This is a genomic window from Desulfomonile tiedjei DSM 6799 (assembly GCF_000266945.1).
GTDB classification, from domain to species: Bacteria; Desulfobacterota; Desulfomonilia; order Desulfomonilales; family Desulfomonilaceae; genus Desulfomonile; species Desulfomonile tiedjei.
In genome coordinates, this window is record NC_018025.1 from 3,849,902 (window position 1) to 3,873,111 (window position 23,210).

Here is a 23,210-nt window from a genome sequence, read left to right on the forward strand (position 1 = left end):
GCAACTACTTTGCATCGAGCGTTTCGCGGACCACAGTGAAAAGCTCTGTCATGTCGTAGGGTTTATTGACAATTCCCTTAACTCCTGCCTCATCGATATCGATTATGTGGCTGCGGGCTGAGACACCGCTGGCAATCAATATTTTAGCTTTCGGGTCGATCTTGAGTATCTCTTCCAGACACTGCTTTCCGCCCATTTCCGGCATGATCAGGTCCATGATGATAAGGGAGATTTCACGCTTCTGTTTTCGAAATATCTTCAGAGCCTCTTTTCCGTTGGAGGCCAAAATCACCTTGTAGCCGAGCTTGCTCAGAATCCTCAGGCCCAGTTCACGGATCAGTTCATCATCATCAACGACCAATATCGTTTCGGACCCTCCCTGCAGAAATTGAGCAGCTTTCGGCTTGTCCGGTTCTGCATCCGATTCCACAGCCGGAAAATACAATTTGAAGGTTGTTCCTTCACCGGGTTCGCTGTAGCAGAAGATGTACCCCCCGTGCTGTTTCACAATCCCGTAAACCATTGCGAGACCTAATCCTGTGCCCTCGCCCGGACCTTTGGTCGTGTAAAAGGGCTCGAAAATATGCTCGAGAGTCTCACTGTCCATCCCGAGGCCGGTGTCCGTGACCCGCAAGAGAACGTAATCACCTGGCACCTGTCCCAGGCGAGTTTTGGCACAGTCCTCATGGACCGTAACGTTCTCCGTTGTGATGACCAGTTTTCCCCCTTCAGGCATGGCATCCCTGGCATTAATGGCAAGATTCATCAGGACTTGTTCGATCTGCATCGGATCCGCATAGATGGTTTTGCAGTCTTCAGCCAGAGAGATCTCAATATCTATCATCTTGGGTATGGTGCGAGAGAGCATTTTCTCCAACTGCTCTACTCGGTTGTTCAGGTTAAGCTGAATGGCCTTGGTATCGGACTTTCGGCTGAAAGTAAGCAGCCTTTGAACGAGGTCGGCACCGCTTTTCGCTGCGTGACAGATCTTCGAAAGATCTGCTTTATGGGCCGCAGATAATCCTTCGTCCGTGAGAATCATCTCAGAATACCCCAGGATGACCTGCAGGAGATTGTTGAAATCATGGGCAACGCCGCCTGCCAACGTACCTACCGCCTCCATTTTCTGGGCCTGTTGGAGTTGCCTGGAGAGTTCCAGGTGCTCGGTGATATCATGTTTCACCGCAACGTAGTTCCTGATATGGCCCGCTGAGTCTTTTACGGGAGAAATCGTTGCATCTTCCTGATAGATTCGCCCATCTTTTCTTTTGTTGATGAATCGCCCCGTCCAGATCTCGCCTGCTCTGATGGTATCCCACAAACGTTTGTAGAAGTCGGCTTCATGTTCTCCGCTCTGCAGGATACGCGGGTTCTTGCCCACAGCCTCCTCGTATGCGTAACCGGTAATTTTCTCGAAAGCGGGATTCACGAACAGAATCGTACCTGCTATATCCGTAACAACTACTGCTTCACCAGCTTGTTCAATTGCTGAAACGAGGCGCTCTCGTTCCACCTCTGCCCGCCGAGTTTCGGTAACATTTGTGAAGATGCAATGCGTCTGGAGGAATTCTCCTTTATCATTGTGGGCTACCCTGGCCTCGAATAATACCGTTATGATGGCACCGTCCTTGCGTTTCATCTCGAATTCGATGCCATGACCCTCACCCTCCTGTTTAAGCTGTTCGAAATGATCGGGAAAACGTGAGGCGTCGCCGTCGTTTGCCAGGAATTCTCCGAATGATTTCCCGATCACGTCGGTTCGCTCATAGCCCAGTTCGTTCAGCCACGCATTGTTCACATCAAGAAGTCTTCCTTCCGCATCCAATGACTGATATGGCAATGGTGACTGCTCGTACAATCGGCGAAAACGCTCTTCACTTTCTCGCAAAGCCTGTTCCGCACCTCTACGGACGGTAATGTCCTCTCCGGATGACAGGGTTCCGACGATCGCACCTTTTCGATCCATCAGGATTGAGTTATGCCATGCTATGAGTCTGTTTTTCCCACGGCCGGTCAGGACCATGTTCTCTGCATATTCGCTATCCTTGAGAGATCCTGTAATGACTTCGCGGAAGCGGTCTTTTATCTGATAGCGAATTGTCTCAGGGATAAAGTGCTCGAACCAGTCTTTCCCAAGAATGTCAGTTTCGGGGCGATCCAGGATCTCACACCCTTTCTTATTCACCATTGTCACGCGACCGGTGACATCGAGCGCAAGCAACATTACTCCGGCAACATCCAGATAATGCTGTGCTTTCTCTTTTTCCTCGATGAGAAGCCGCTGTGTCGCACGCTCTTCGGACTGATCGCGAAACACGAGGACCACACCGGTTACAACTCCGTCCTCGTCCTTAATTGGTGCTGCGCTATCAGCTATAGGTCGTTCCGTACCGTTCCTGGCAATCAGCAAGGTATGATTGGCCAGCCCGATGACGAGTCCCTCACGCAGAACTTTGCTGGCCGGGTTCTCGACAGTATTGCGAGTATCTTCATTCAAAATGCGGAACACCTGTTCTAAAGGCTTGCCGATGGCATCTTCACCATTCCAGCCGGTGAGTGACTCCGCAACGGGATTGATCATCTCTACCCGGCCCGCAATATCCGTGGAGATTATCGCGTCTCCAACGCTCATGAGGGTGATTCTGTGTCGCTCTTCCACTCGGCGCAGTTCCATTTCAGCGCGAAGCAGCTCCTTGTAATGCTTCTTTCGGTGTTGTTGCCAGATCCAGCCTACTGCAGCCACCAGGAAGGCAAGGAGAACCAGAACAAAAGCAATACTCAGAAGAGAACGGGTCCTCAAATCGGCGAGCGCTTCAGCTATGTCCATCTTGGAAATCATGAACCAGGATGAATCCGGAACGGCTTTCAAAGCTGCAAGGACCTCAACGCCACGGTAATCGGTGCCTTGAACGACGCCCTCGATTCCCGATACTGCCATACTGGCAGGTAGATCCTTCATGGTGAGAGGAAGCCGTAATTTGAGGGCTGTATCCGTCTGGTGGCGCAGTTCATTAAGGAAAAGGACTGCTTCATCATCTTTCCTGACCAGCAGAGTTTCTGCTGAGGAGCTTTTCACCGGCCAAAAATGGATGAGAGGATAGAGGAAATGCCGAGCATCAACCTGGAGGACGACGGCACCAATCGGTTCTTCCGTATTGGCCGTCCTGGAGAAAAAAGGCGCTATTATATCAACATGTGGCGGGAATTCTTCCGGTCCCTCATGCAGATCCGTCATCACGGGTTTTCTTTGCTGCATTGCCTGATCGCGAGCCTTCGCCGCTACTTCATGGAGATCGCTGGCATGATCGCGGAGACTGAGTCTCACCTTGTTGTCGCGCTCCACGAGTATCACGTTGTGATATTCAAGAACTCGTTGTATCGTCTGAAATCGAGAGAGAATCTTCGCTGCCACTTCGGGATCGGGGTCAACAAACCATCGCTCCACTGCCTCGATAAGAAAAGGGCTTTCCACGATAGCCGAGGCATTACGCAAGTGTTGAATCCGCCATTGCACTATCTGATTGACCTTTAAGTGTGCAGCCGCTTCAAGGTTGGCCTCTGCGCTCCTCCGCACATGGTGCTCCTGGTAAAGATGAAACCAATAACCTCCAGCCATTAAGATTGACATTGCCAGCAGCGACGCAACGAGGAGCCACCGCGGAAAAGATTTCATCTCATGTGCCTCTCTTGAGAAAGGTAGTATTCTTGAAACTTAAACACTGGGTCGGGAACAGAATTCGTGAACGCCTGCTTTCCACATTTTTCCCCTTTCTCTGTACTTGAAATTCTCTGGGAGTAACGGCGCGGTTGGCTCCAAATGGCTGTTTTCGATACGGAATAGGTTGGATCTCCAGAGGAAAACCAACAAACCGAGCATATCACACCTCTCGCCCGGTTAGGACCATAAACGTGATGTTTCTTGCCTTTGAGGCGGACGTTTCCGTTGAAAAATCCTTGGTAAAGGAATTTCTACGCGCTATCCGGATTCTATATTCCCGTTTTTGCCTCAATTTTCTCCTGATTATAATCTATAATATCAGTAGATTAAGTGCATGACTGAATCAGCCTCTCCTCACGGGAGTATTCTTTGTAGATTTTGCATTAGGATTGCATTAGAAACACGGCAAACGGTGAAGGCATATTGCTCGCGTCATGCTCGTGAGCTAGACTCACTGCTCGAATCCAGGAGGTTCTTAAAGGAATGACCTGGATGCGTCCAGCACTTGTGGAAGATCTCATCTCATACCATTTGGCAATTATGCGTATAATATGGCGAAGGCTGAGGTGTTCTGAGCGGAGTGATTAGACGGCTTTTGCGTCGTCCGGAGCGAAAGATACCTCCAGCCTCCCAGACTATGAAGAGCAAAGCGAATCGGTATCAGGCGTTTCTTCCCGAATTTTCGTTCAGGATATTTTATGGTATTCCGCTGCGTTACCGTACTATAACGAGAGCGGGAGAAGGAGTCACGGAATATGATCACCGCCTATGTCAAAGCGCACGATGGAATCCATCCCGTTTCGCTGAAAGATATTTCCGATTTTCCGGAAGAGATGGTGTGGCTCGACCTGCTCGAGCCCTCAAAAAGTGAAGAGCAGATCATAGAATCCTTTCTGGGCATTGAGGTTCCGACGAGTCAGGAGCTTTCGGAAATCGAGGATAGTAGCCGATTTTATCGTAGGGAAGATACAATTTATCTGACGGCTTCAATTCTTGCACGTCTTGAATCGGAGCAGCCATCCACAACGGATATTCGTTTCATCTTGACTCCTGCGGCCGTGATCTCGGTCCGATATGTCGATTCCAAGAGATTTCGTCTATTTACCAGTCGCCTGACTCGTGGAGCCAGTCAGATTCAATCCAGCGATTTGCTCATGGAAAGCATGCTGGAACTGATTGTTGACGACCTTGCGGACAGCCTGGAAGCAACGGCCCTCGATCTGGACAGACTGGCCCACAGGGTGTTCTTCTCGGGACCGACGGGGAAAGGCGAAAAGGGAGAGAAAAAGGTCGATCTAAAAGAAGCTATCACTGAAATAGGTAAATATGGGGAGCTGGTATCTGAGGAACGCTTGAGCGTCTTGAACATGAACCGATTGCTCATCTTTCTTTCTCAGAGCGGAGACGGTTGGTGGAGCCCGGAAACAAAATCAAGGCTTCAGACGCTCATCCGTGACGTTCGTTCACTCACGGAGCATGCAACCTTCCTTGCCAACAGGGTCAATTTCATACTGGATGGAACTCTCGGATTGATCAATATCGAGCAGAACAGCATTATCAAGATCTTCTCGGTGGCTGCGGTGGTGTTTCTCCCGCCGACCTTGCTAGCGAGCATTTATGGAATGAATTTTAGGGCAATGCCTGAATTAGGCTGGGAATTTGGCTATCCAATGGCCCTCGCGCTCATGGTGATTTCTGCGATCCTTCCGTACTTCTACTTCAAACGCAGAGGATGGCTGTAATACCAAAGTGCTTTCATAGAAGGAATATTGAGAAACCTGTTATTTGCCGGTCCCGGCAAATCTCCTTCGCTACGAACGGCACCGCCTGACTTCGCTTCGGAGACATACCGGGACCGGATTTGCTAGACGTTACTTCTTTGAACGCACATTTGTATAAGCCGAAAGGAACCGGCATTCATACAGATGTCGGTATCTGGAGGACTATTTCCTGCGGGATTGAGACAATGGCTTCCTGATCGGTCATTCGAGGAAGCAGGCGACTGACATAAGTTTCGCTAGATTATCAAGGCATTCGTCGGAAATCTTGGTTATCTCGAAACCTGCGGCCCATTCCCCGGTATTTTCATCTTGTTTGACCCAGCGACATTCCGCTTCGAGTACAATGCGATCGATTTCCGGAAATCTGTCTGTAGGAATCACGAGGACTTTCGTTTCACCCTCGCGAGTTTCGATACCCTCGGTTGCAATCCCTTTCTCGGTGATATTGCTCAGATTTCCCCGTAAGTGGGGTCGCTTCGCCTCATAGATTTCCACTACGACTGCAAAAAAATAGCGGGGCGACTCGCGCATGTTGTTAACGAAAACTGTGTCCGCCTGAGACGGGGTCGTATTGTACAATTCATCCAGACTTATGACCTGTGTATCGATCAAGGCTTGCAGGGTAAATCGGAGACCTTCTGAAGACAAGCCATACTTTTGCATCAACTCTGCATCGCTCATGCCTGCTCTGATATCTTTCGTGAGGTCTGTGCCGACGATTGGTGTGACATGGGCAGTCTTGTGCAGAGTAGTTCGTCGTCGGTCCAGTTCCTCTCGGGTGATTGCTCTGACTTCGATCAGTTTGCGAAAAAGGCTTTGGAGTCCCTTCGCGCACAAACCATATTTTTCCATCAATTCGGCATCCGAAGCACCGGAACGGATGTCAATTACCGCGTCTCTGGCATTAATTCTCGGTTTTTCCGTCATTTCGTCACGGTTGAAAAAGGACTATCGATCCCTTCTCTGCTCGGCGGCATCACATAAGTCATTGTTCACTGCAGCCGTAGAATTCACGAGGGCGGCATTCTTTCAAAGAAAACGCGAATTGCCGATCAGTCTACCTGAAGCAATACTCATGTAGATTAACACAACCTATCGCTTTCGTCTTCAAAATGTTTTCTCTATCCAACAATAGTACAATCGAATCATCCGGAACGGACTTGGATCTGCGTGCTCCGGCTGTACCTCGTGTTCTCGTAGGCATAACATTTGAGAAATCCCGAAGTACAATGTACCATAGATCATCGAACATATTGGAACGGATGCGGACCTCCATACGGAGCCGGGAAATGGGGCCACAATGCAGGTCCTGCCTGCCACCACTGCTCGAGAGCGCTGCTCGGATGAACCGGCATTGAATGCTCGGTGCTTATCGTCTGTGAAGCTTTCACTGTGTCTCTCGGATTACGTTTACACTTCTTTGATGGATAAATTGGCTTGTATTCAGGACATTTCAGTTATAAAGTATTGCCGTATTATTGCTTTGTGCAGTTGAGATGACTAATTACTTCTTAAATAAACTCCGCCACCGTGCAGATGATGCCAACTGACCTAGTATGACAGGCTGTGGTTGACAGTGCAGTCATAAGTGAAGTATTCTTTCTCATAGGTGGTGCGCGTTTGAATCTTGCACAACAAAAATTGGAATTGTTTAATTTTTGTAAGGAAGGGTTTAACCCAATCAGTCGAGAAAGAAAGTTGTGGTTTTAGCGTCCTATATGCCGGATAACAGGGTAGAGTGGAATTCAATTCTCCAAGAGGACTACAGAAGGTAATCACATGAATCAGCAGCATGAAGAAAACTGGCGAAGAAAATTCGAACCTTTCACTAACTGGCGACCTGCGTCCAGCTCTTCCCGATCCATCATTGACGATACACTCGGAGAGGCACAGAGGCTGGCGGAGTCGCTCAAAAGCACACTGGAGCCGCTGGCTGATAATGCCGTGGACAAGGTCAAGGCCCTTGCTTCCACTCTGGAGGATTTGGCTGGCAAGTCCTCTCATGAAACGAGAGGGTTCCTGGCAAAGACGCTCGAATCCATAGCGGAGAGGATCAAACCAAAGTAACCGTTATTCGGTGACCTTTTTGCTTACCTCGATTCACTGGATCGGTGGGAACGTAAGCGTTCAGTTATACGGGGAAAGATGGAATTTCGAGCTCCAGAGGAGCGAACCGACAGTAGCCACGGGTGAAACCCGTGGAACAGAGCGTCCATAATCTATGATAAACGACCCCGGCGGGGTCGCCCAAGGCCTGAATATCATTGAGGGACCCCGCCAGGGTCGGCAAGAACAAGGATTTCGACACATCGTTTCCGTGGGTTGACACCCACGGCTACCACTAGGGTTGCCCCTCCGGGTCATTCATCGAATGTCGCACGTAAGTGAATGCTTACTCGGGAACGTGTTGCGATCTGAAGACAGCAATACGTCTTCATTCTCCCGCCTGGTCCCCAAGCTCCGAAGCATGATCGCCGGTGCAAACGACACCGACGATCATGACATTCCCGTCTCACATTTGCATTCAAAATCCCCCCATTCCCCCTTTAATAAAGGGGGGTTAGAGGGGATTTTCGTCTAATTTTGAAAGCAAGTTTCTTCAGTCATCTACACGGCAGGATCGTACTTCCAGAGTTCCGTGCCAAAGATGAGGTCAGTCCCTACGAAATACAGATCACCGCTGTCAGACCAAAATAAGTTGTATTGAGGGGGCATGCCGTGAAAAATCTGTGTTACCTCAGAACCGTTGTATTTGTAGCTGTCGAAAAGGCCATTTATCGGATCAATGGCGCTGAAGTAAATCTCATTCTGATATACTACAGGGGAGGCGGACATTCCGCCAAAATTCGGAATAATGTTATTCGCTAACACCGTTTGGGCTGAACCGTCATATTGGTGCAGATCCAATCCCATTGCACCCTGAGTCAAGAAGCAGAGATGGCCGTCAATTCTGCCAAGCCATTGCATAACATTGGTAGCCACAACAATGTCCATGCCGTCGTGAAGTTGATGCAAAGACAAGCCGGTTGTATCTGACCGCGTGAAATACACCTCGCTATTAAATTCCGTAACAGTGATAAATTGGCCTGCGCTCAATACCTGAGAGGTATAGGCTCCATCATACTTGTATAGATTGCCTCCCATATTGAAATAGAGGTCCACACCATCACCGCCAAGAAATGCGTAATTGAGGGCAGCCCCGCTACCATCGAAGACTTTGGTAGTCGATAAACCATTATCTTTATATAGATCCCAGCACATGGCGGCATCCTGAGCGAAGAAGTACCCACCGTCAGAAGTTCGAACAACGTACCTGGGGTCCACGTTTCCATCAAAAACTAAGCTAACTGAGGTCCCGTCATACTCATACAGATCATATCCACCTGTTGTCGCGTCCAGGGATTTGAAATAAAAGGGTATGGTACCGGACGGTTCCATCACATACGGGTTCATCGGGTTGTAAGCAGGAGGCTGCCACCACACATTACCATCAAAGACCATGTTCAAAGAGGATCCGTCGTACTCGTACAGGTCTATTCCACCGCCGGAATCTGAGATTGGGAGATACAACGCATCGCCAGCAACAAATGACCAGAAGGTTCCCACATATGGAAGAACTGACTCGGATGGGCCTTCAAAAGCTACAGTCAACGCGGACCCATCGAATTTCATACAATCCCAGTCTCCTGGGGTAGGGCCGGCAATCACAAAATAGAGATCATCATTATAGATTACAGATCCTAATAGATATGCACTAGTTGTATCGACCTCATAAATCAGATTGGCTGAATATCCGTTATAACCATAAATTCCGATGTGTTCGGAATCAGCTCCTTGGAAATAAAGGTAACCGTCAGCTTCCCCAATGATGGTGATGTTTGAATACTCCCACCCGGGGGCGAAATCCAGCGCCAGTGTTGTGCCCTCAGGCTGATGCCCCAGGTTTATCCAGGTACCGCTTGAATTGATATAGACATCACCGGTCCAATGATCGCGATAAAAGTAGTGTGCATCGTCAGCATAATAGGACGTTCCATTCCAATCATTCAAAACCCAGTATGAATGAGTATCATCGTAATACCAGGAAAACGCTGTCTCCCAATGATTATCTACAATGTCATCCCACCAGAACCACAGGCTCGTGGAAGTCTCATATGCCCAGTATTGATGATCTCCCTTATACCAGAAATCAAATCCGTTCTCGTTCTTGAACCACCAGCCATCACTCTCATTCCACCACCAGCCGGTGTTCTGGTTCCACCACCAGCCGGTATTCTCGTTAAACCACCAGCCGGAACCCGTGTCCTCATACCACCATCCGTTTCCGGCAGAGATCCAGCCGAGACTGTCAACGTGTTGGGCATCGCCCTGTGAATCCTGCACATCTTGGACGTCATTGACAGCACCATCCAGGACGATTCTCTCTTCTAACTGCTCCATTACGAGCCCGTGATGAATCATGCAAGAGCCTCCCTTCTCTAAATTGGATACAAGAAAACTTGTAACCTAATATCTTTAACGGCATCGAAAGCCCGATATCGCGATTTCGAGTTGTCTGAATGTTGTTTTCATGGGCCAGACAGTCACTCGAAATGGCGACACATTTCGGCGCGGTCCCCCTAATCGTCCCTGCCGTTCAAGATCAGTAATGGTTTTAATTACCTGAAAATGCCCCTCTTCGGATCAACCAAAATAAACGTGTTGAAGCACAGTGAGATCTGTCCCCCGATCTTGGAACGTACGGCGGCTCATGTTAGCTGTCAAGTAAATTTATCGTGTGACTGTTAATATGCGCTTAACAGCATTAACATTTGCCCCTTGTACTATTCAATTCGTAAATTTCGCTCTATTTTCGTCCGCACGCAAAGCGCCCTAACCGAACCTATCCTCATCTTTCGAGCAGTAGCGGTGCTTTTCAATATCTTTGGCACAAATTAAATCAGACTTGCTTGTCGCTCCAAAAGCAACTCTTTGAGAACAGACCTGTGGCATCTGTTTTCATCTTCGCAATAACAACCAATGGACATATCGGTCTGATGGGATAGTGCGGCCAACAGGTCCAAAATCTTACTTGCCTCGGATTCACGCATTTCGGAGCGAAACTTCTTCTTGAATGCTGCCCATGAAGCTTCATCATGAGCTGTTCTCGCCTCCTTCATCAGGTCCGGACTGGGGGAAAGATTGGGCAGCCAGACATCATAAAAGTCCCTTGTTGCGAATTCTGATTTCGGAACACCCCGGGGAGGTCTGCGGACTGTTCCGATGCGAAGCCCTTCGCCCGGTTCTCTGGGAGATCCGAGTCTCACGACACGAATAGCCATGGTGACTCCTTTCGGCCCTGTGCCAATGGGCCGAGTCGATCCAAAGGAAAGTGGAAAAAAAGGAATACGTGACAGGAACTCCGCCCTCTTCCTGCGAGAAGCGGAGTTCCACCAGAGGCATCAGCAACTCGGAATCAGGAAGACCGAACAGCACCGGGTGCGAAGTCTTCCGATCGACTTTCATACACATTTTGCTCGGACACGATCGCTCCTCTTTCTGAGCCTTCAACCGATGTTCTCCCAATCTCCAATTCAGATCTTTTCCACTCTGCAGGCGATATATTTGTGGAGCGGTGTTGCAGCCAGTCTATCCCTATGGGCTCTGTGGGCGAGCCGGTTCACGTTTGCCCCGTATGTTTGACCGTTAAAGACAAGTCCAAAGCCATGTGGCATGACCACCTGGCCGGCTCTTGCTTTATCGGTTACTTCAGCAGCGATCTCTTCATAGCCTGCTTGAGTGGTTACTCGAACCATGTCTCCATCTCGAACTCCGATCTTCTCGGCATCCGACGGATGAATCAGGAGGGTACACACCTGCTTCCCTTCATTCCATGCGGGATCTCGCATGATAGTGTTCGCGTTGTGGTCGAAATGTCGTCCGCCTACCAATATGAAGGGGTAATCAGGGAGCGGCTGGAGAGCCTTTTCCTCGGTTTGAGGATCTATACTCTGAACCCAATCAGCCATCTCAGGGACGTACAGTTCGATTTTTCCGTGCTCGGTGCGGACAGCCTCAAGTCCGTTGTCGACATCGCATTTTCCGATCCACAATCCCTCAGGATGGTCAAGAATTGCCTTGAAGATCTCTTCGCCCATTGTCATCCCGGGATTGAACCCAGCTCGAGTCGCTTGTTCACGGAAGGACTTCGGAGCTGTCTGGAGCAGTCCCCAGAGTGCGGCCAGGTTCATTGAGCCCATTTCCTTGCCCAGGGTCTTTGCGAGGATAAAAGGTAAGACTTTCTGCGCCTTCGGTTCCGAAGCGGCGTATTGCATGAGTGCCATGCCGAATTGGAGCCGGTCTTTCCCGGCAGCTTCATATAACGATTCGGGAATGTCCGGGAGAAGACCCAATTTGTCTGCCAATCGTACGAATATCTCGCTTTCCTCAAGTTGCGCTCCACGGGGCTCAACCACCGGTCTGCGCATCTGGAAGAATATCTCGGGGTAATTCCAGGAAAAGAACGCTGCATCCCACTTTTCATACGCCGATCGTGCAGGAAGCACATAGTGGGATAGCACCGCTGTCTCGGTCATTGCCACTTCGATGGTAACGAGCAGATCAAGCTCCTTGAAAGCATTCTCATAGGCGGTCGTATCCGCGTACGATCTCAACGGGTTCGATCCGCTGACAATTACAGCTCTCAGGCGCTCTGCTTTGTCGCTCAGTATCTCTTCAGGCATTACGTTGGGCGGGAACACTCCCATGATTGCCGGAAAGCCTGTCTCCACGGTCCGCCACGTTTTGGGATCGCGTTCATCCGAGTGGGCTCCCAAAGGCATGAGGGAGCCGGGAAGCACGTTTCCTCCAGGCACCCCGATTCTCCCACATATGGCCAAGAGAAGGATCTGCAGGTAAGTGACCAACGTACTGTGGCGATTCATGTACACGCCGAGATCAGGGTGAAGCGACGACTTTCTGGTTGCGAAGAGTCTGCAGAATTCCCGAACCTCCTCGAAGTCCAGCTCGCACACTTTCAGGGCGGCTTTCGCATCGAATCCTTCAAACCACGGACGAATCTCATCGAAACCTGCTACATGCTTCGCTATGTAATCCGCATTGTGCCAACCTTCTTCGAGGATTATCGAGATCATTGCACGAGTCATTAATGCGTCGGTCCCGGGTCTCAGCGCCAGGTGTATATCGGCACGTTCAGCGGTTTCAGACTTACGCGGGTCGATAACTACAAGCAGCTTGTCCGGATCTTCGGAAATCCTCTTCAAATGCCGCCGAGCCTGAGGAATCTGATGGCTCATCCATCCGTTCCAGCCTATGGCTACGAGCATGTCGGTATGGTGATCGTCAGGAATCATGAACTGATACTGGCGACCGAGAGTGCGCCCGATTCCCCAGAAGATGCCGGTCAACTCCTGGCCCAAAGCGTTGTAGTGATACCTGGAGCCCAGGCCCCGAAGTAGTCGCACGCCGAATGCTGCTTCAAAATGACAGGCCTGACCTCCTCCTCCCATGTATGCTAAAGCTCTTGATCCATGTTGGTCGACAACACTTTTAAGTTTAAAGGCAATCTCATCTATGGCCTGATCCCAGGAGATTTCCTCAAAACCTGCCCCAACCTTCTTGAGAGGGTGTTTGAGTCGATCCGCGTGATGCTGGTAGTGCGCTACCTGCAGTCCTTTTCTGCAGACGTATCCTTCACTTCGAGGATTATCTTTGTCGGGTTTGACCTTGACGATGCGATTGTCCTGGATCTCTACCTCAAGGCCGCAATTCTGGGCACAACATACGCACGTAGTTTTTTGCCATGATCCCATTTCAAATCCTTTCTACGATTTGTCCCTCTGCCATACGGTTCCTGGTTGATGCGGCGATTCCGGAGCAAGGTCCGGCTCGTACATCCGAACAACTAGTTTGCATACAAGACAATCTGTCAAAAAAATTTCAACCCTCAAGATCTTTGAGCAGTCTTTTGAGAAGCACCTTCTCTTCAGTAGAGAGATTCTTTAGAACTTCTTCATTGGATCTTTGTTGCCGTTCCCCCATCTGCTCTTCGAGCTCTTTGGTCATGTCACTCAAATAGAGTCTCAAAGAGCGGCGATCCACTTCATCTGTCTGCTTGACTATCCATCCTTTTTCCGCCAATCTCTCCAGCACGCCCGACAGCGTAGCGCTGTCAAGCACGAGCTTCTTGCCGAGTTCTCCGGAAGATATTCCCTCCTCTTCTCTCAGTGCAGCGATGACCAGCACTTGAATGGGCGTCAACCCGTAATCGGCCATACATTTTTTCAGGGTTCCGTGTGCCTTCTGGTAGGCTTTCGCCAACAGGAACACAATGCAGTCAGAATATTGAACCATCACAATCCTCTTGTATACAAGATATTTGAGACCTGTTAGGTTGTCAAGGAGAATTTCTTTTCTTATGGTAAAGCTTCAGTTATTCGCTGGAGCAATTATGATGGGTATAGTTGATGGAGAAAAAGAGAATTTGAAGATTAGCATATGGCGAGGTCTCAGACAGACCTCTCTCAATCTATGAAGCGGTCTTACAGGACATAGCACTATCCTCAAACACAGGCGATTTAGATCCATGTTCTCTCATGAATCCTAACCATTGATTTATCTTGATGTACACGTTTCTGTAGACATCACGTGGAGGATCAGTGAAATCTCCATATTCGAGTTTCAAGACATCCTTTTCAGAAAGACCCAAGACTTCCCCGAATCGCTTTCTGGACATTTTAAGTTTTTCTCGGAGTAGAAATATTCGATGTCCTGTCTCTAATCGATCATGTACCTCGTCCAGTTTTGACAGGAATTCAGGATCTTTTTCTATGAATTCTGCGACAGAGTCGTCTAGTGTTATTGGCATTGTCTCGTTTCCTCTTTTTGCGCTGTCCTTCTTTCTTTTTCTTGGCATCTTTGGTGTCTTTTTTCTTGAAGCGCTTTTGATGATCTTTCATTCTCTCTAGGGCGATCTGACGTTCCTTGGAAGGAGTTTTGTTTGTCTTCTTGATGAAACCATGACAGACAACAGCTTTTTCCTCCTCAAAAAGTAGATGAGCCGGTACCAAATGTCTCGGTAATATATTCTTATTTGAAAAAGTCCATCTCCAAGAGATTCAAAGTGGTCAGGATAATCCTGCCAGACGAGAGGTCCACCTATCTCCAGTTTCTTCATCCGGTCAATTAGCTTGAGTCTAGCTCCACCATCTATCCGTTGAATTTCGCGATAGACTTTGGATGAACTCAGTGGATTCCGCCTGATTCCTTCCAGACAAACGTAGAGCATTCGCAGGAACTCTTCACCGAGGCCGGGAGCTTTGTCTTCATACCATCTGTATGCGGTAACAACATCTTCTTCTACGTCCGGAAGAAAACGGAGGACATACCTCATTTCCTTTTCTCTACGCGGGTTTGAAGTTCTTCTAAAGAGAGAAGGTTTCCCGGACCCGATTCATAGGAATCGAGCCTTCTCTCCAGTTCATCTTTATGGCTTTGAGGAACGACCAGGCTAGATTCGTCACCAGCTATACTATCCCACAGATCTTCTACCAAGAGGATCTTTTCCGGTGTACTGAGCCCGGCAATTTCGGGAATATCAGTGAGCCGCATTGCGTTCTTCCTCTCAACAAACTAATGGATTTCGTGTTACGACAGGAACGATTCCTCAGTCTTTTATTCATGATTCCGACTGAAAGGTCAAGTATCAGACCACTGATCACGCTTCAACCATTTACCGAATGGGATTCCGCGAGATTCCGGCACACCACACTTAGTTCAATTCGCCTGCCCCTTTTTCTCCTGACTTTTTCTTCCGAGGCTTCGGGCGATCAGCTTCTCAAGTCGACCTATGAACTCGTCGCCACCTCAAGCTTGCTCCGGCTGTTCGCCGGCCGTCTCCTGCTGCGCTTCTTTGAGGCTCTTTCTTGCAACGCGTGTTATGAAGGTGACGACGACTATGGTCGCGACCAGCCCCACCCAGTAATACACCTGCCCGGTGCGGCCCGCTTCGACGCTTCCGGAAGCCACCTCAGCCAGGGATCTGGCAGCGGACCCGAAATAGACATACATCAGACCGCCCGGGATCATGCCCAGGAAAGAGGCCAAAGCATAGTTGCGGAATGATACTTTCGTGAGACCGAGTGCGTAGTTAAGGATGTTGAAAGGAAATACGGGACTGAGCCGAAGGAGAAACACGATCTTGAATCCTTCCCGACCGACCGCCTCATCTACGGCGGCAAACTTCGGATTTCCGGCTACTTTCGCTGCAATCCAGGCACGGCCGAAGGTCCGCCCCACCAGGAAGGCTGCACAGGCTCCAAGAGTTGCACCCAGCCATGCGCTCAAGAAACCGATGGGAACTCCGAACAGGAATCCTGCTGCAAGGGTGAGAACCGATCCCGGCAGTAAAAAGACACAGGCCGCAATATAGAATAATGTGACGAAAAACGGCCCCCACGGGCCAAGCTCCTGAATCCACTGCAAGACAGTCAACATGTGCTGCCTCACTGAAGGCAGAGAAACTCCCCAGATGATAATTCCCGCAACAAGTCCAACCAGTAACAACACAAGAATCGATTTCAATCTCATTGGAAAACCCGGTCCTTTACGACATTACCCTGGCGTTCGTGCATGAACAATGTTCTTCCTCAACAGTACGGACATCTATGAACCCGATCCGGTGACCTGTTCCATTGTTGCCAAGAATTTCTTCGGCGGAACAAAGCCCTCAAGCCGCAAGTCTGCGCGTTCTCGACCCTCCTTATCAAAGAATACCACCGTCGGCACGCCCTTGATGGAAAAATCCTTTGCGAGTTTCCGAATGGATAAATCCTCAGCAGAAGTAAGATCCACTTCCAGGGTCATGAAATTCTGCGCCTGTCTCACCACTGCAGGATCGGTAAACGTTACTTTCTTGAGTTGCTTACACGGGCCGCACCACGCAGCCGAAAAATCGACCATGACCGGCTTGTTCGATTTTTGTGCCTGTTCTATCAATGTTGCCGAGTACGGCTGCCATACGATCCCGGGCCGCGTTGTAAACGACGTACTTACGAAATAGATCGCTGCCCCTACACATACTACTCCGACAGTCTTTTTTACAAATTCGAATTGCCTGAATCCGGCTTCGGTTCGATCTATCCATCCGAGATACACTCCTGCCGCAATGACCACCGCAGCCAGAGTAATGTCGGCGATCCATTCAGGGAAGAGGGGTCTTACGAAATACACGGCCATAGCGATAAGAACCCACCCCATTAATTTTCGAACCCAAAGCATCCATGCTCCTGAACCGGGCAATTTCTCCAAGGCCCCGGAGAACATAGCCAGCACGAAAAGGGGCACCCCCAATCCAAGGCTCAGCACGAAGAAAACCAGAAATCCCATCCAAGGGCTTCCCATGGCAGCAACCCAGGTGAGCAGGCCGACGACGAAAGGTCCTAGACATGGCGCCGCCACTACTCCAAGAGTTAATCCCATGAAAAACGAACCGAAATATCCCGCGTACGATTTGGATGCTGAGTTTCTCAGTCTCTCCGGGAGCTGAAATTCCCATAATCCGAAGAGGCTTGCGGCAAAAGCCAACAAAATGACTGCCACAGCCGAGAGAACAAAGGGATTCTGAAGAGCGCTCCCTAAAATGTTCCCGGTGAGAGCTGCTATGACCCCCAAAAGCGAGTTTGTTATGGATAAGCCGATGATGTACAGTGCAGCGTGAATTGCCAATTTCCCGCGGCCCTGCTCTGTTCTCCCTCCAAAGAAGGCAATGGTAACAGGGATTAACGGATAAACGCATGGAGTAAGATTGAGCGCCATGCCTCCGACAAAGACCGCCAGCAATGCCCAGAGAACAGTCAACCCGTATGGGCGTGCCGAGCCCTTGGGTTTGGCATTTTTTGCCGTCTCGTCTGCTGCAACAATTGTCACGGACGATCGGAGATCGAGTTCGGCAGGAGGCATGGGACTGTCAACATGAGCAAATCGTTTACCTGCGTGGTCTGCCTCAGTTATACCATTGTGCCATGCGGATGTTGCGAATGTAGAGGATGTGAATATCAACGGAAGAAAGCTTACGGTGCCGCCTATCAGCACAATAGCAAGAAACCGAAGCAGCGGTTTTCGTATCCACATGGCTCAGCACCTCCTTCTCTGACGCGATCCCTCGTTATCAACAAATTAAGCATTCTGTTTTGTTCCTTCGCTCTGAGCACTGTAAAAAACGACTCAGGAGACTCAAGATCGAACGTCTTCGAGCAGCATTATGCAAGCTCGTATAATCGGAATGTAATCATCTCGTCAGAATGGTTCTGCAAATCTGTAAGGATTCGAAAAAGGTGATCACGAAACCGGTGGAGACGAGAGATCGGATGTGCTCAAGAACGCAGATGCCCTGTCCTTACTTTCAGGACAATATGTCTCTGTACTTCGAGCGAATCGGCGTCGAGGAGACGAAACACCGTGCTGAATAGGACTTTAGTAGGTTGCAAATTCAGCTTGCGATTGTTTTATTTTCTCACGAATGTTCTTCACGTCAGGAACTCGAACAGTTATTTCACGTATACGAGAAGGTTTTCGGAGACCTTTCAGGTATTCGGCCCCCTGTTTCACGCCTTCCAGCAATCGATTGAAATCTTGATCATTCATCAAATTCACTCCTGACATATTCTCTTGTCACGCTCATTTGAGCAGCCTTCAGACTCTTCGAGCATTGTCGACGGGATATGGATATTCCATGTGCCTGGCCGTAGCACGGGCAACAGCTTCTCCATAACATCGGGTCACAAGCTTGAGAGCCATATCGATCCCTGCGGAAATGCCGGCAGAAGTGAACAAGGAACCGTCCTCAACCACGTGTTCATCGTACGAGACGGTAACGCCCGGAAATGAATCCCTCATCCAGTCCAAAGACTTCCAGTGAGTCGTGGCCTTATGGCCTTCCAACAGACCCGCAAATCCCAGGAGCATCGATCCCGTGCAAACCGAGGTCAGCATTTCCACTTCAGTTGCTCGAGCACGCAACCAGTCGAGCATGACAGAATTACCGATCTCTTTACGCGTGCCCCACCCTCCCGGAACCACAAGAATATCCAGCTTCGGACAACTCTCGAATGTATAGTCCGGGATGACTTTCATTCCTCCCGTGGTAATCACGGGTCCGGCTTTCTCAGCGACAAGCAATACCCTGAAAGGAGACGGTTCTTCCCTCCGCTTTTCCTCATTCAGGCGGGTGGCGCTCAGCACCTCGAAGGGACCGCAAAAATCCAGAACTTCTACATCGTCAAATAAAACTATGCCGACCTGTTTTTGTGTCATAAGTGTCCTCACTGGAAATCCATAGCGTTGTGTTTCGTTTTCTCTATGGTCCGAGACGTCACTGAAATCGTTTTGATACGCCCAAATGGGCGGCATGGAGGACGCCTCCTACTGTCTCACGGTGGGGTCCGAAGTCAATATTGCACCATTTGTGACGCAAAGGCATTAGTATCTCTTTCATTACGGAAAACACGAACGACAGTGACAGTCAAGCAAACATAGCATAGCAGTTGACATAATTTCTGACCTTTTGAACACCCTACCCTTTGTAAGGAACGGTAGGGGCCGGTCCCTGCCGAACCGAACTAATTGATTTGTTTTAAAAAATGTGTCGGCACGGAGGCCGGCACCCACCAATTTTTGAGAAACGCTTTTCGCAATCGGACAAAAATTCTGTCATTTGCTATGAATGTGATGCGAGACCGAGGGAAATGCTAGAGAAGGAAGAGGCGTGTAATGCGAAAGAGGTGTTTTGAGTGGGGAGGCGAAAACCTGCCTCCCCCAACAGTGTAGAAATCTATGAAGCCAGGGAACGGCCTTCATGGAATGCTTTGAGGTTTATGTCCACAAGTTTCGGCTTAAGCGATTCTCTGAGCACTTTTTCGTAGACTTCCACCGGAATATCCAGATATTTCGACAGGACCCCGAGGAAGATCACATTCACCACTCTAGGATTGCCGAGTCTCTCGGCTACCGAGATCCCGTCGACCACGACCATATCAGGCACTTTTGCTTTGATTTTCTGGATCACGTCCGACGGATATTCCTGTTTACCCGTAAAAACTGCAGGCGGCAGGATCTTCTGGTCGTTGAGAATCACTTTGCCTTTCTCGGAGAGGAACGGAAAATACCGCACGGTTTCCAGTTGCTCGAAAGACAAAAGAACGTCGGCTTCTCCGACTCTTATGATTGGCGAACTCACCGTTTTTCCGAACCGCACGTGACTCGAAACAGAGCCGCCTCGCTGAGCCATGCCGTGGATCTCGTTCTTCTTCACATCGTAACCATAGGCCGCTGCAACTCGTCCGAGGACGTCACTCGCAAGGATGATCCCCTGACCGCCGACCCCGACTATGAGCACGTTGTATACTCGATTATTGTCGCTCATGACGCCTCCTCGATCGCATCAAATTTACAGACTTCCTGACAGGTCCGACATCCCACACAAAGCGCATCGTTAATGCGGGAATATCCCTTACGTTTGTCGCCTTCTGCAGGTTCCTCGATTTTCACGAATTCCAGGGCCGGGCAGCCGGTGTTAATGCAGCTCTTACAGCCTTTACATACGTCCGCTTTTATGCGAAGCGGCTTGTCCGGTAATATCCGATCTGTTTTGAGAAGTGCACAGGGAGCCCGAGCGATGATAAGAGACGGTTCATCAGTCTGCAATTCCTCGCGAATTGTGTCCTCAGTTTCTTTCACATTATAAGGACTTACCGTGCGGATTCGCTTAAACCCGAATGCCTCGGCAAGCTTTTCGATATCTGCGCTAATCGTCGGGTCCGCCCGCAACGTAAATCCTGTTCCCGGATTCGGCTGGGCTCCGGTCATAGCAGTTGTCCTGTTGTCCAAGATGACAACCGTAGTGGAACCGCCATTGTACGCGAGCTCCAGGAGCGGCGTCATACCGGAATGAAAGAATGTTGAATCTCCGATGACTGCTACGGCTTTTCCCTTTGCCAATTCTCCCAGGGATCGATCCAACCCTGCAGCAATTCCGATTCCTGCTCCCATGCACAAACAGTTGTCAAGCATCCCTACAGGTGGTAATGCGCCAAGTGTGTAACAGCCAATATCACCGGCCACGTAGACTTTGTTCTTTTTGAGAGCGGTAAATGTGGCTCTGTGCGGACATCCGGGACACATATTCGGAGGTCGAAGCGGCAGTTCAATGTCGATGGAACCGATGCTTTTGGCCTTGGACGATCCCATGAGCGCAATTTCTACCTTCTCCGGAGAAAGTTCGCCACAGAGTCCTGTCAACTCTTTTCCCTCGACCTTTATCCCCATGAGTTTCACGGCATCTTCGATAATAGGATCGAGTTCCTCTATGACTACCAGTCTCTTCACCTTGGATGCGAACTCACGGATCAGCTTCTCGGGTAGAGGCCAGGACATCCCGAGCTTCAGGAAAGAGGCATTCGGCAAAGCTTCCCGGGCATACTGAAACGCAATACCGGCAGCAATGATTCCCAATGAATCGTCGTTCATGATGATGCGATTATAGGAAAAAGTGTCCGCAAACGAAGCTACATCTTTTTGCCTCTGCTCTACAATCGGATGTCGCTTTCTCGCCATCGCGGGAAGCATGACGAACTTCATAGGATCCTTTTTAAGACCGAGTTCCCTGGGGCCTTCCGCTCTGTCCTGCGTTTCGACGAGAGACATGGAGTGAGATACGCGAGTGGAACTCCGGAGTATGACTGGAGTATCGAACATTTCGCTTATCTTGAGAGCCTCACCCACGAGGTCCTTTGCTTCCTGACTGTCTGAAGGCTCGAGACACGGTACTTTCCCGAACTTCGCGAAATTGCGGGTATCCTGTTCGTTCTGTGAAGAATGCATTTCCGGATCGTCACAGACCACGATCACAAGTCCTCCGTTTACGCCGGTATAAGAGAGGGTCATAAACGGATCTGCAGCCACATTGAGCCCGACATGCTTCATGCATGCCATTGCCCTGGCGCCTCCATATGCGGCCCCTGCCGCAACCTCCAAAGCCACCTTCTCATTTGGAGCCCACCCGGCCTTGATTTCAGGGTATCTCTCTCCAACGTACTCCATAATTTCCGTACTGGGAGTACCCGGATAAGCCGAGGCCAATCGGACGCCGTACTCGTAGGCCCCTCGTGCAATGCCTTCGTTTCCTGATAGTAGCTGTTTCACGGCTGCTCACCTTTCATTGTCGTCCGGCAAATGCCGGCAAAATAACCCTCTTGGGTGATTTGCATTGAGTTTAGTTGTAATTTCGTCATGTTATAGAGATTCTGAGGACGCCCGCATGGGGAAAAGACATGCAGCTATCCTAAACTCCGATTCGAGTTCTGTCAAGATTTCAGTGAAATGTGAAAACGATACCCGCATTCGTCTTGCCATCTTTCGCTCTTTATCTTTGAATTTTGAGGGGTTGAGTTGTAGAAATTCTGCCGAATTCACTCTGACCAGTTCATTGTGCTGAAACACTCAGCTTCACCATTGCCGCTTGAGGTTGAAATCCTTACAATTAAGAAAATGCTAATGTATGATTGCCGGTACGCAAGTATCGATTTTGGTCTTGATTTTTGCAGTGTAAAATGCTAAATATACACAATTATTTTTAACCATAGGAACGTGGAGCATCATGTTTCGTATTTTCATTATGTTGGGTGTGGGATTGTTGGTAACGTGTTCGCTTTCACTCAACGCGTTATCTGCTGAAAACGATTATCGCGGCCAGGGTGATGAAGCCATATACGAAGGCACTCTCTCCGGCACTGTAGGGGAACTGCTTTTTCGCGGATTACCCTTGACCTCTGCAACATCCGATGCAGGAGACAAGGCACGTGATGCCCGAATTGCATCGAATCCGACCCTTGTGGATCGCAGGCAGATGAACTCCCTCCTGAATACATCCGACATAGCTTCAGTGGGGAACATGACATCGGAACCGGCGGAGACCAAGTTCAAATTCGTGGCCATTGAAGTGAGCCATTCCGAACATACCTTCAAGCTGTTCAGTGTATCACAGCCAGGCAAACCCGAAATTCTGTACGAATGCAGAATAGGACTTGGATCGCCGGAATTTCCTACTCCGGTCGGCACCTATTTCGTCACCCATATTTACGATGACAACCCCTGGTGGATTCCTCCGAAAGATCGGGCCTGGGCTGCAGGCGATTCTCCGAGTAAAACGGTCTATGGCGGCACTATGGCGCCTCTTCTGAAAAAACGGCCTGTAAGCCGCAAGAGAATAAACGACCCGGAAGATTTGATTGAAGATTTCATGAAATTCGATGACTATGGTTACCGTTTTCATGGAACCAATGCTCCACGGAGTATCGGTCACAATCAATCACACGGATGCGTCCGTATGCTTCCCAAGGATGCCAAGCAGGTTGCATCCATCATCAAAGATGTCGTAGGAACAGCAGAGCGCCGCGAATCGGAGAATGGCACGTACGTGATATTGAACGCCCCTGTGAGGCTCAATCTCATCAAATAGAAGACTTTTTTGAGGAGACTCGATCCGGGTCTCCTCGCTCCTCTCCCTCGATATCATCCCTTCCGGACTCACTGTTGACATGGCCGCATCAAAGGTGTAACCGTTTAGATAGATCGGTATAACCGATTCACGGGAAAGACCGAGCTGAACGAGTTCTCGGAAGAAAAGCGACGGCGCTGGTTTTTCCATAGCCTTGTAC

Annotated in this window: 18 protein-coding genes; 3 read left to right on the forward strand and 15 right to left on the reverse strand. The window is 49.6% G+C overall.

Going from position 1 to position 23,210, the window contains the following annotated elements; translation table 11 throughout:
* Window positions 1-4: 4 nt before the first annotated feature.
* On the reverse strand, window positions 5-3,673 hold the full coding sequence (locus tag DESTI_RS29035; RefSeq protein WP_014811063.1) for a hybrid sensor histidine kinase/response regulator: 3,669 nt from the start codon (window positions 3,671-3,673) through the stop codon (window positions 5-7).
* Window positions 3,674-4,473: 800 nt separating this feature from the next.
* Between DESTI_RS29035 and DESTI_RS16305 the strand changes: the two genes are divergently transcribed.
* Window positions 4,474-5,460: a magnesium transporter CorA family protein gene (locus tag DESTI_RS16305; protein ID WP_014811065.1), complete on the forward strand. Its 987-nt coding sequence runs from the start codon at window positions 4,474-4,476 to the stop codon at window positions 5,458-5,460.
* 240 nt (window positions 5,461-5,700) lie between these two features.
* Here the strand turns inward: DESTI_RS16305 and DESTI_RS16310 are convergent, their stop codons facing one another.
* Window positions 5,701-6,426, reverse strand: a complete 726-nt coding sequence (locus DESTI_RS16310) for a PilZ domain-containing protein (RefSeq protein ID WP_014811066.1) — start codon at window positions 6,424-6,426, stop codon at window positions 5,701-5,703.
* 852 nt (window positions 6,427-7,278) lie between these two features.
* On the opposite strand from DESTI_RS16310, the gene DESTI_RS16315 reads away from it, so the two are divergent.
* A complete protein-coding gene (locus tag DESTI_RS16315) occupies window positions 7,279-7,566 on the forward strand; it encodes a hypothetical protein (protein ID WP_014811067.1) in 288 nt (95 codons plus the stop codon).
* Between the two features lie 540 nt (window positions 7,567-8,106).
* On the opposite strand, the gene DESTI_RS16320 is transcribed toward DESTI_RS16315, so the two are convergent.
* From DESTI_RS16320 to iorA, 13 genes are all read right to left on the reverse strand, one after another.
* Window positions 8,107-9,960 carry a hypothetical protein gene (locus DESTI_RS16320; RefSeq protein ID WP_014811068.1) on the reverse strand — a complete coding sequence of 618 codons (1,854 nt, stop codon included), beginning with the start codon at window positions 9,958-9,960 and terminating at the stop codon, window positions 8,107-8,109.
* A 473-nt stretch (window positions 9,961-10,433) separates the two neighbouring features.
* A complete protein-coding gene (locus DESTI_RS16325; RefSeq protein ID WP_014811069.1) occupies window positions 10,434-10,820 on the reverse strand; it encodes a DUF488 domain-containing protein in 387 nt (128 codons plus the stop codon).
* Between the two features lie 252 nt (window positions 10,821-11,072).
* Complete coding sequence (locus tag DESTI_RS16330) at window positions 11,073-13,310, reverse strand: molybdopterin-containing oxidoreductase family protein (RefSeq protein ID WP_014811070.1); 2,238 nt, start codon at window positions 13,308-13,310, stop codon at window positions 11,073-11,075.
* A 127-nt stretch (window positions 13,311-13,437) separates the two neighbouring features.
* A complete protein-coding gene (locus DESTI_RS16335) occupies window positions 13,438-13,851 on the reverse strand; it encodes a MarR family winged helix-turn-helix transcriptional regulator (RefSeq protein WP_014811071.1) in 414 nt (137 codons plus the stop codon).
* Between the two features lie 175 nt (window positions 13,852-14,026).
* Window positions 14,027-14,365 (reverse strand): helix-turn-helix domain-containing protein, encoded by a 339-nt coding sequence (locus DESTI_RS31085; RefSeq protein ID WP_014811073.1) that lies wholly within the window; start codon window positions 14,363-14,365, stop codon window positions 14,027-14,029.
* Between the two features lie 96 nt (window positions 14,366-14,461).
* Window positions 14,462-14,890 carry a type II toxin-antitoxin system RelE/ParE family toxin gene (locus tag DESTI_RS16345; RefSeq protein WP_014811074.1) on the reverse strand — a complete coding sequence of 143 codons (429 nt, stop codon included), beginning with the start codon at window positions 14,888-14,890 and terminating at the stop codon, window positions 14,462-14,464.
* Window positions 14,887-15,108: an addiction module protein gene (locus tag DESTI_RS16350; RefSeq protein WP_014811075.1), complete on the reverse strand. Its 222-nt coding sequence runs from the start codon at window positions 15,106-15,108 to the stop codon at window positions 14,887-14,889. The genes DESTI_RS16345 and DESTI_RS16350 overlap by 4 nt, the downstream gene beginning before the upstream one ends.
* A 255-nt stretch (window positions 15,109-15,363) precedes the next feature.
* The gene (locus DESTI_RS16355; protein ID WP_014811076.1) at window positions 15,364-16,086 is read right to left on the reverse strand and encodes a TVP38/TMEM64 family protein; all 723 of its coding nucleotides are present in this window, start codon (window positions 16,084-16,086) and stop codon (window positions 15,364-15,366) included.
* 75 nt (window positions 16,087-16,161) lie between these two features.
* The gene (locus tag DESTI_RS16360; RefSeq protein ID WP_014811077.1) at window positions 16,162-17,628 is read right to left on the reverse strand and encodes a protein-disulfide reductase DsbD family protein; all 1,467 of its coding nucleotides are present in this window, start codon (window positions 17,626-17,628) and stop codon (window positions 16,162-16,164) included.
* A gap of 342 nt (window positions 17,629-17,970) precedes the next feature.
* The gene (locus tag DESTI_RS30800; protein WP_014811078.1) at window positions 17,971-18,141 is read right to left on the reverse strand and encodes a hypothetical protein; all 171 of its coding nucleotides are present in this window, start codon (window positions 18,139-18,141) and stop codon (window positions 17,971-17,973) included.
* A 48-nt stretch (window positions 18,142-18,189) separates the two neighbouring features.
* On the reverse strand, window positions 18,190-18,810 hold the full coding sequence (locus DESTI_RS16365) for a DJ-1/PfpI family protein (protein WP_041287248.1): 621 nt from the start codon (window positions 18,808-18,810) through the stop codon (window positions 18,190-18,192).
* A gap of 517 nt (window positions 18,811-19,327) precedes the next feature.
* Entirely contained in the window at window positions 19,328-19,918 is a 591-nt protein-coding gene (locus DESTI_RS16370) for an indolepyruvate oxidoreductase subunit beta (protein WP_014811080.1), read from the reverse strand.
* Window positions 19,915-21,696 carry an indolepyruvate ferredoxin oxidoreductase subunit alpha gene (gene iorA, locus DESTI_RS16375; protein ID WP_014811081.1) on the reverse strand — a complete coding sequence of 594 codons (1,782 nt, stop codon included), beginning with the start codon at window positions 21,694-21,696 and terminating at the stop codon, window positions 19,915-19,917. Before iorA ends, DESTI_RS16370 begins: the two co-directional genes overlap by 4 nt.
* Before the next feature lie 454 nt (window positions 21,697-22,150).
* Between iorA and DESTI_RS16380 the strand changes: the two genes are divergently transcribed.
* Window positions 22,151-23,011, forward strand: coding sequence for a L,D-transpeptidase (locus tag DESTI_RS16380; RefSeq protein WP_014811083.1), 861 nt, complete (start codon window positions 22,151-22,153; stop codon window positions 23,009-23,011).
* The last annotated feature ends 199 nt before the right edge of the window (window positions 23,012-23,210 follow it).

Coding starts and splice junctions, on each gene's coding strand:
- DESTI_RS29035 (WP_014811063.1), bottom strand. CDS start 3,673: ATGAAATCTTTTCCGCGGTGGCTCCTCGTTGCGTCGCTGCTGGCAATG.
- DESTI_RS16305 (WP_014811065.1), top strand. CDS start 4,474: ATGATCACCGCCTATGTCAAAGCGCACGATGGAATCCATCCCGTTTCG.
- DESTI_RS16310 (WP_014811066.1), bottom strand. CDS start 6,426: ATGACGGAAAAACCGAGAATTAATGCCAGAGACGCGGTAATTGACATC.
- DESTI_RS16315 (WP_014811067.1), top strand. CDS start 7,279: ATGAATCAGCAGCATGAAGAAAACTGGCGAAGAAAATTCGAACCTTTC.
- DESTI_RS16320 (WP_014811068.1), bottom strand. CDS start 9,960: ATGATTCATCACGGGCTCGTAATGGAGCAGTTAGAAGAGAGAATCGTC.
- DESTI_RS16325 (WP_014811069.1), bottom strand. CDS start 10,820: ATGGCTATTCGTGTCGTGAGACTCGGATCTCCCAGAGAACCGGGCGAA.
- DESTI_RS16330 (WP_014811070.1), bottom strand. CDS start 13,310: ATGGGATCATGGCAAAAAACTACGTGCGTATGTTGTGCCCAGAATTGC.
- DESTI_RS16335 (WP_014811071.1), bottom strand. CDS start 13,851: ATGGTTCAATATTCTGACTGCATTGTGTTCCTGTTGGCGAAAGCCTAC.
- DESTI_RS31085 (WP_014811073.1), bottom strand. CDS start 14,365: ATGCCAATAACACTAGACGACTCTGTCGCAGAATTCATAGAAAAAGAT.
- DESTI_RS16345 (WP_014811074.1), bottom strand. CDS start 14,890: ATGAGGTATGTCCTCCGTTTTCTTCCGGACGTAGAAGAAGATGTTGTT.
- DESTI_RS16350 (WP_014811075.1), bottom strand. CDS start 15,108: ATGCGGCTCACTGATATTCCCGAAATTGCCGGGCTCAGTACACCGGAA.
- DESTI_RS16355 (WP_014811076.1), bottom strand. CDS start 16,086: ATGAGATTGAAATCGATTCTTGTGTTGTTACTGGTTGGACTTGTTGCG.
- DESTI_RS16360 (WP_014811077.1), bottom strand. CDS start 17,628: ATGTGGATACGAAAACCGCTGCTTCGGTTTCTTGCTATTGTGCTGATA.
- DESTI_RS30800 (WP_014811078.1), bottom strand. CDS start 18,141: ATGAATGATCAAGATTTCAATCGATTGCTGGAAGGCGTGAAACAGGGG.
- DESTI_RS16365 (WP_041287248.1), bottom strand. CDS start 18,810: ATGACACAAAAACAGGTCGGCATAGTTTTATTTGACGATGTAGAAGTT.
- DESTI_RS16370 (WP_014811080.1), bottom strand. CDS start 19,918: ATGAGCGACAATAATCGAGTATACAACGTGCTCATAGTCGGGGTCGGC.
- DESTI_RS16380 (WP_014811083.1), top strand. CDS start 22,151: ATGTTTCGTATTTTCATTATGTTGGGTGTGGGATTGTTGGTAACGTGT.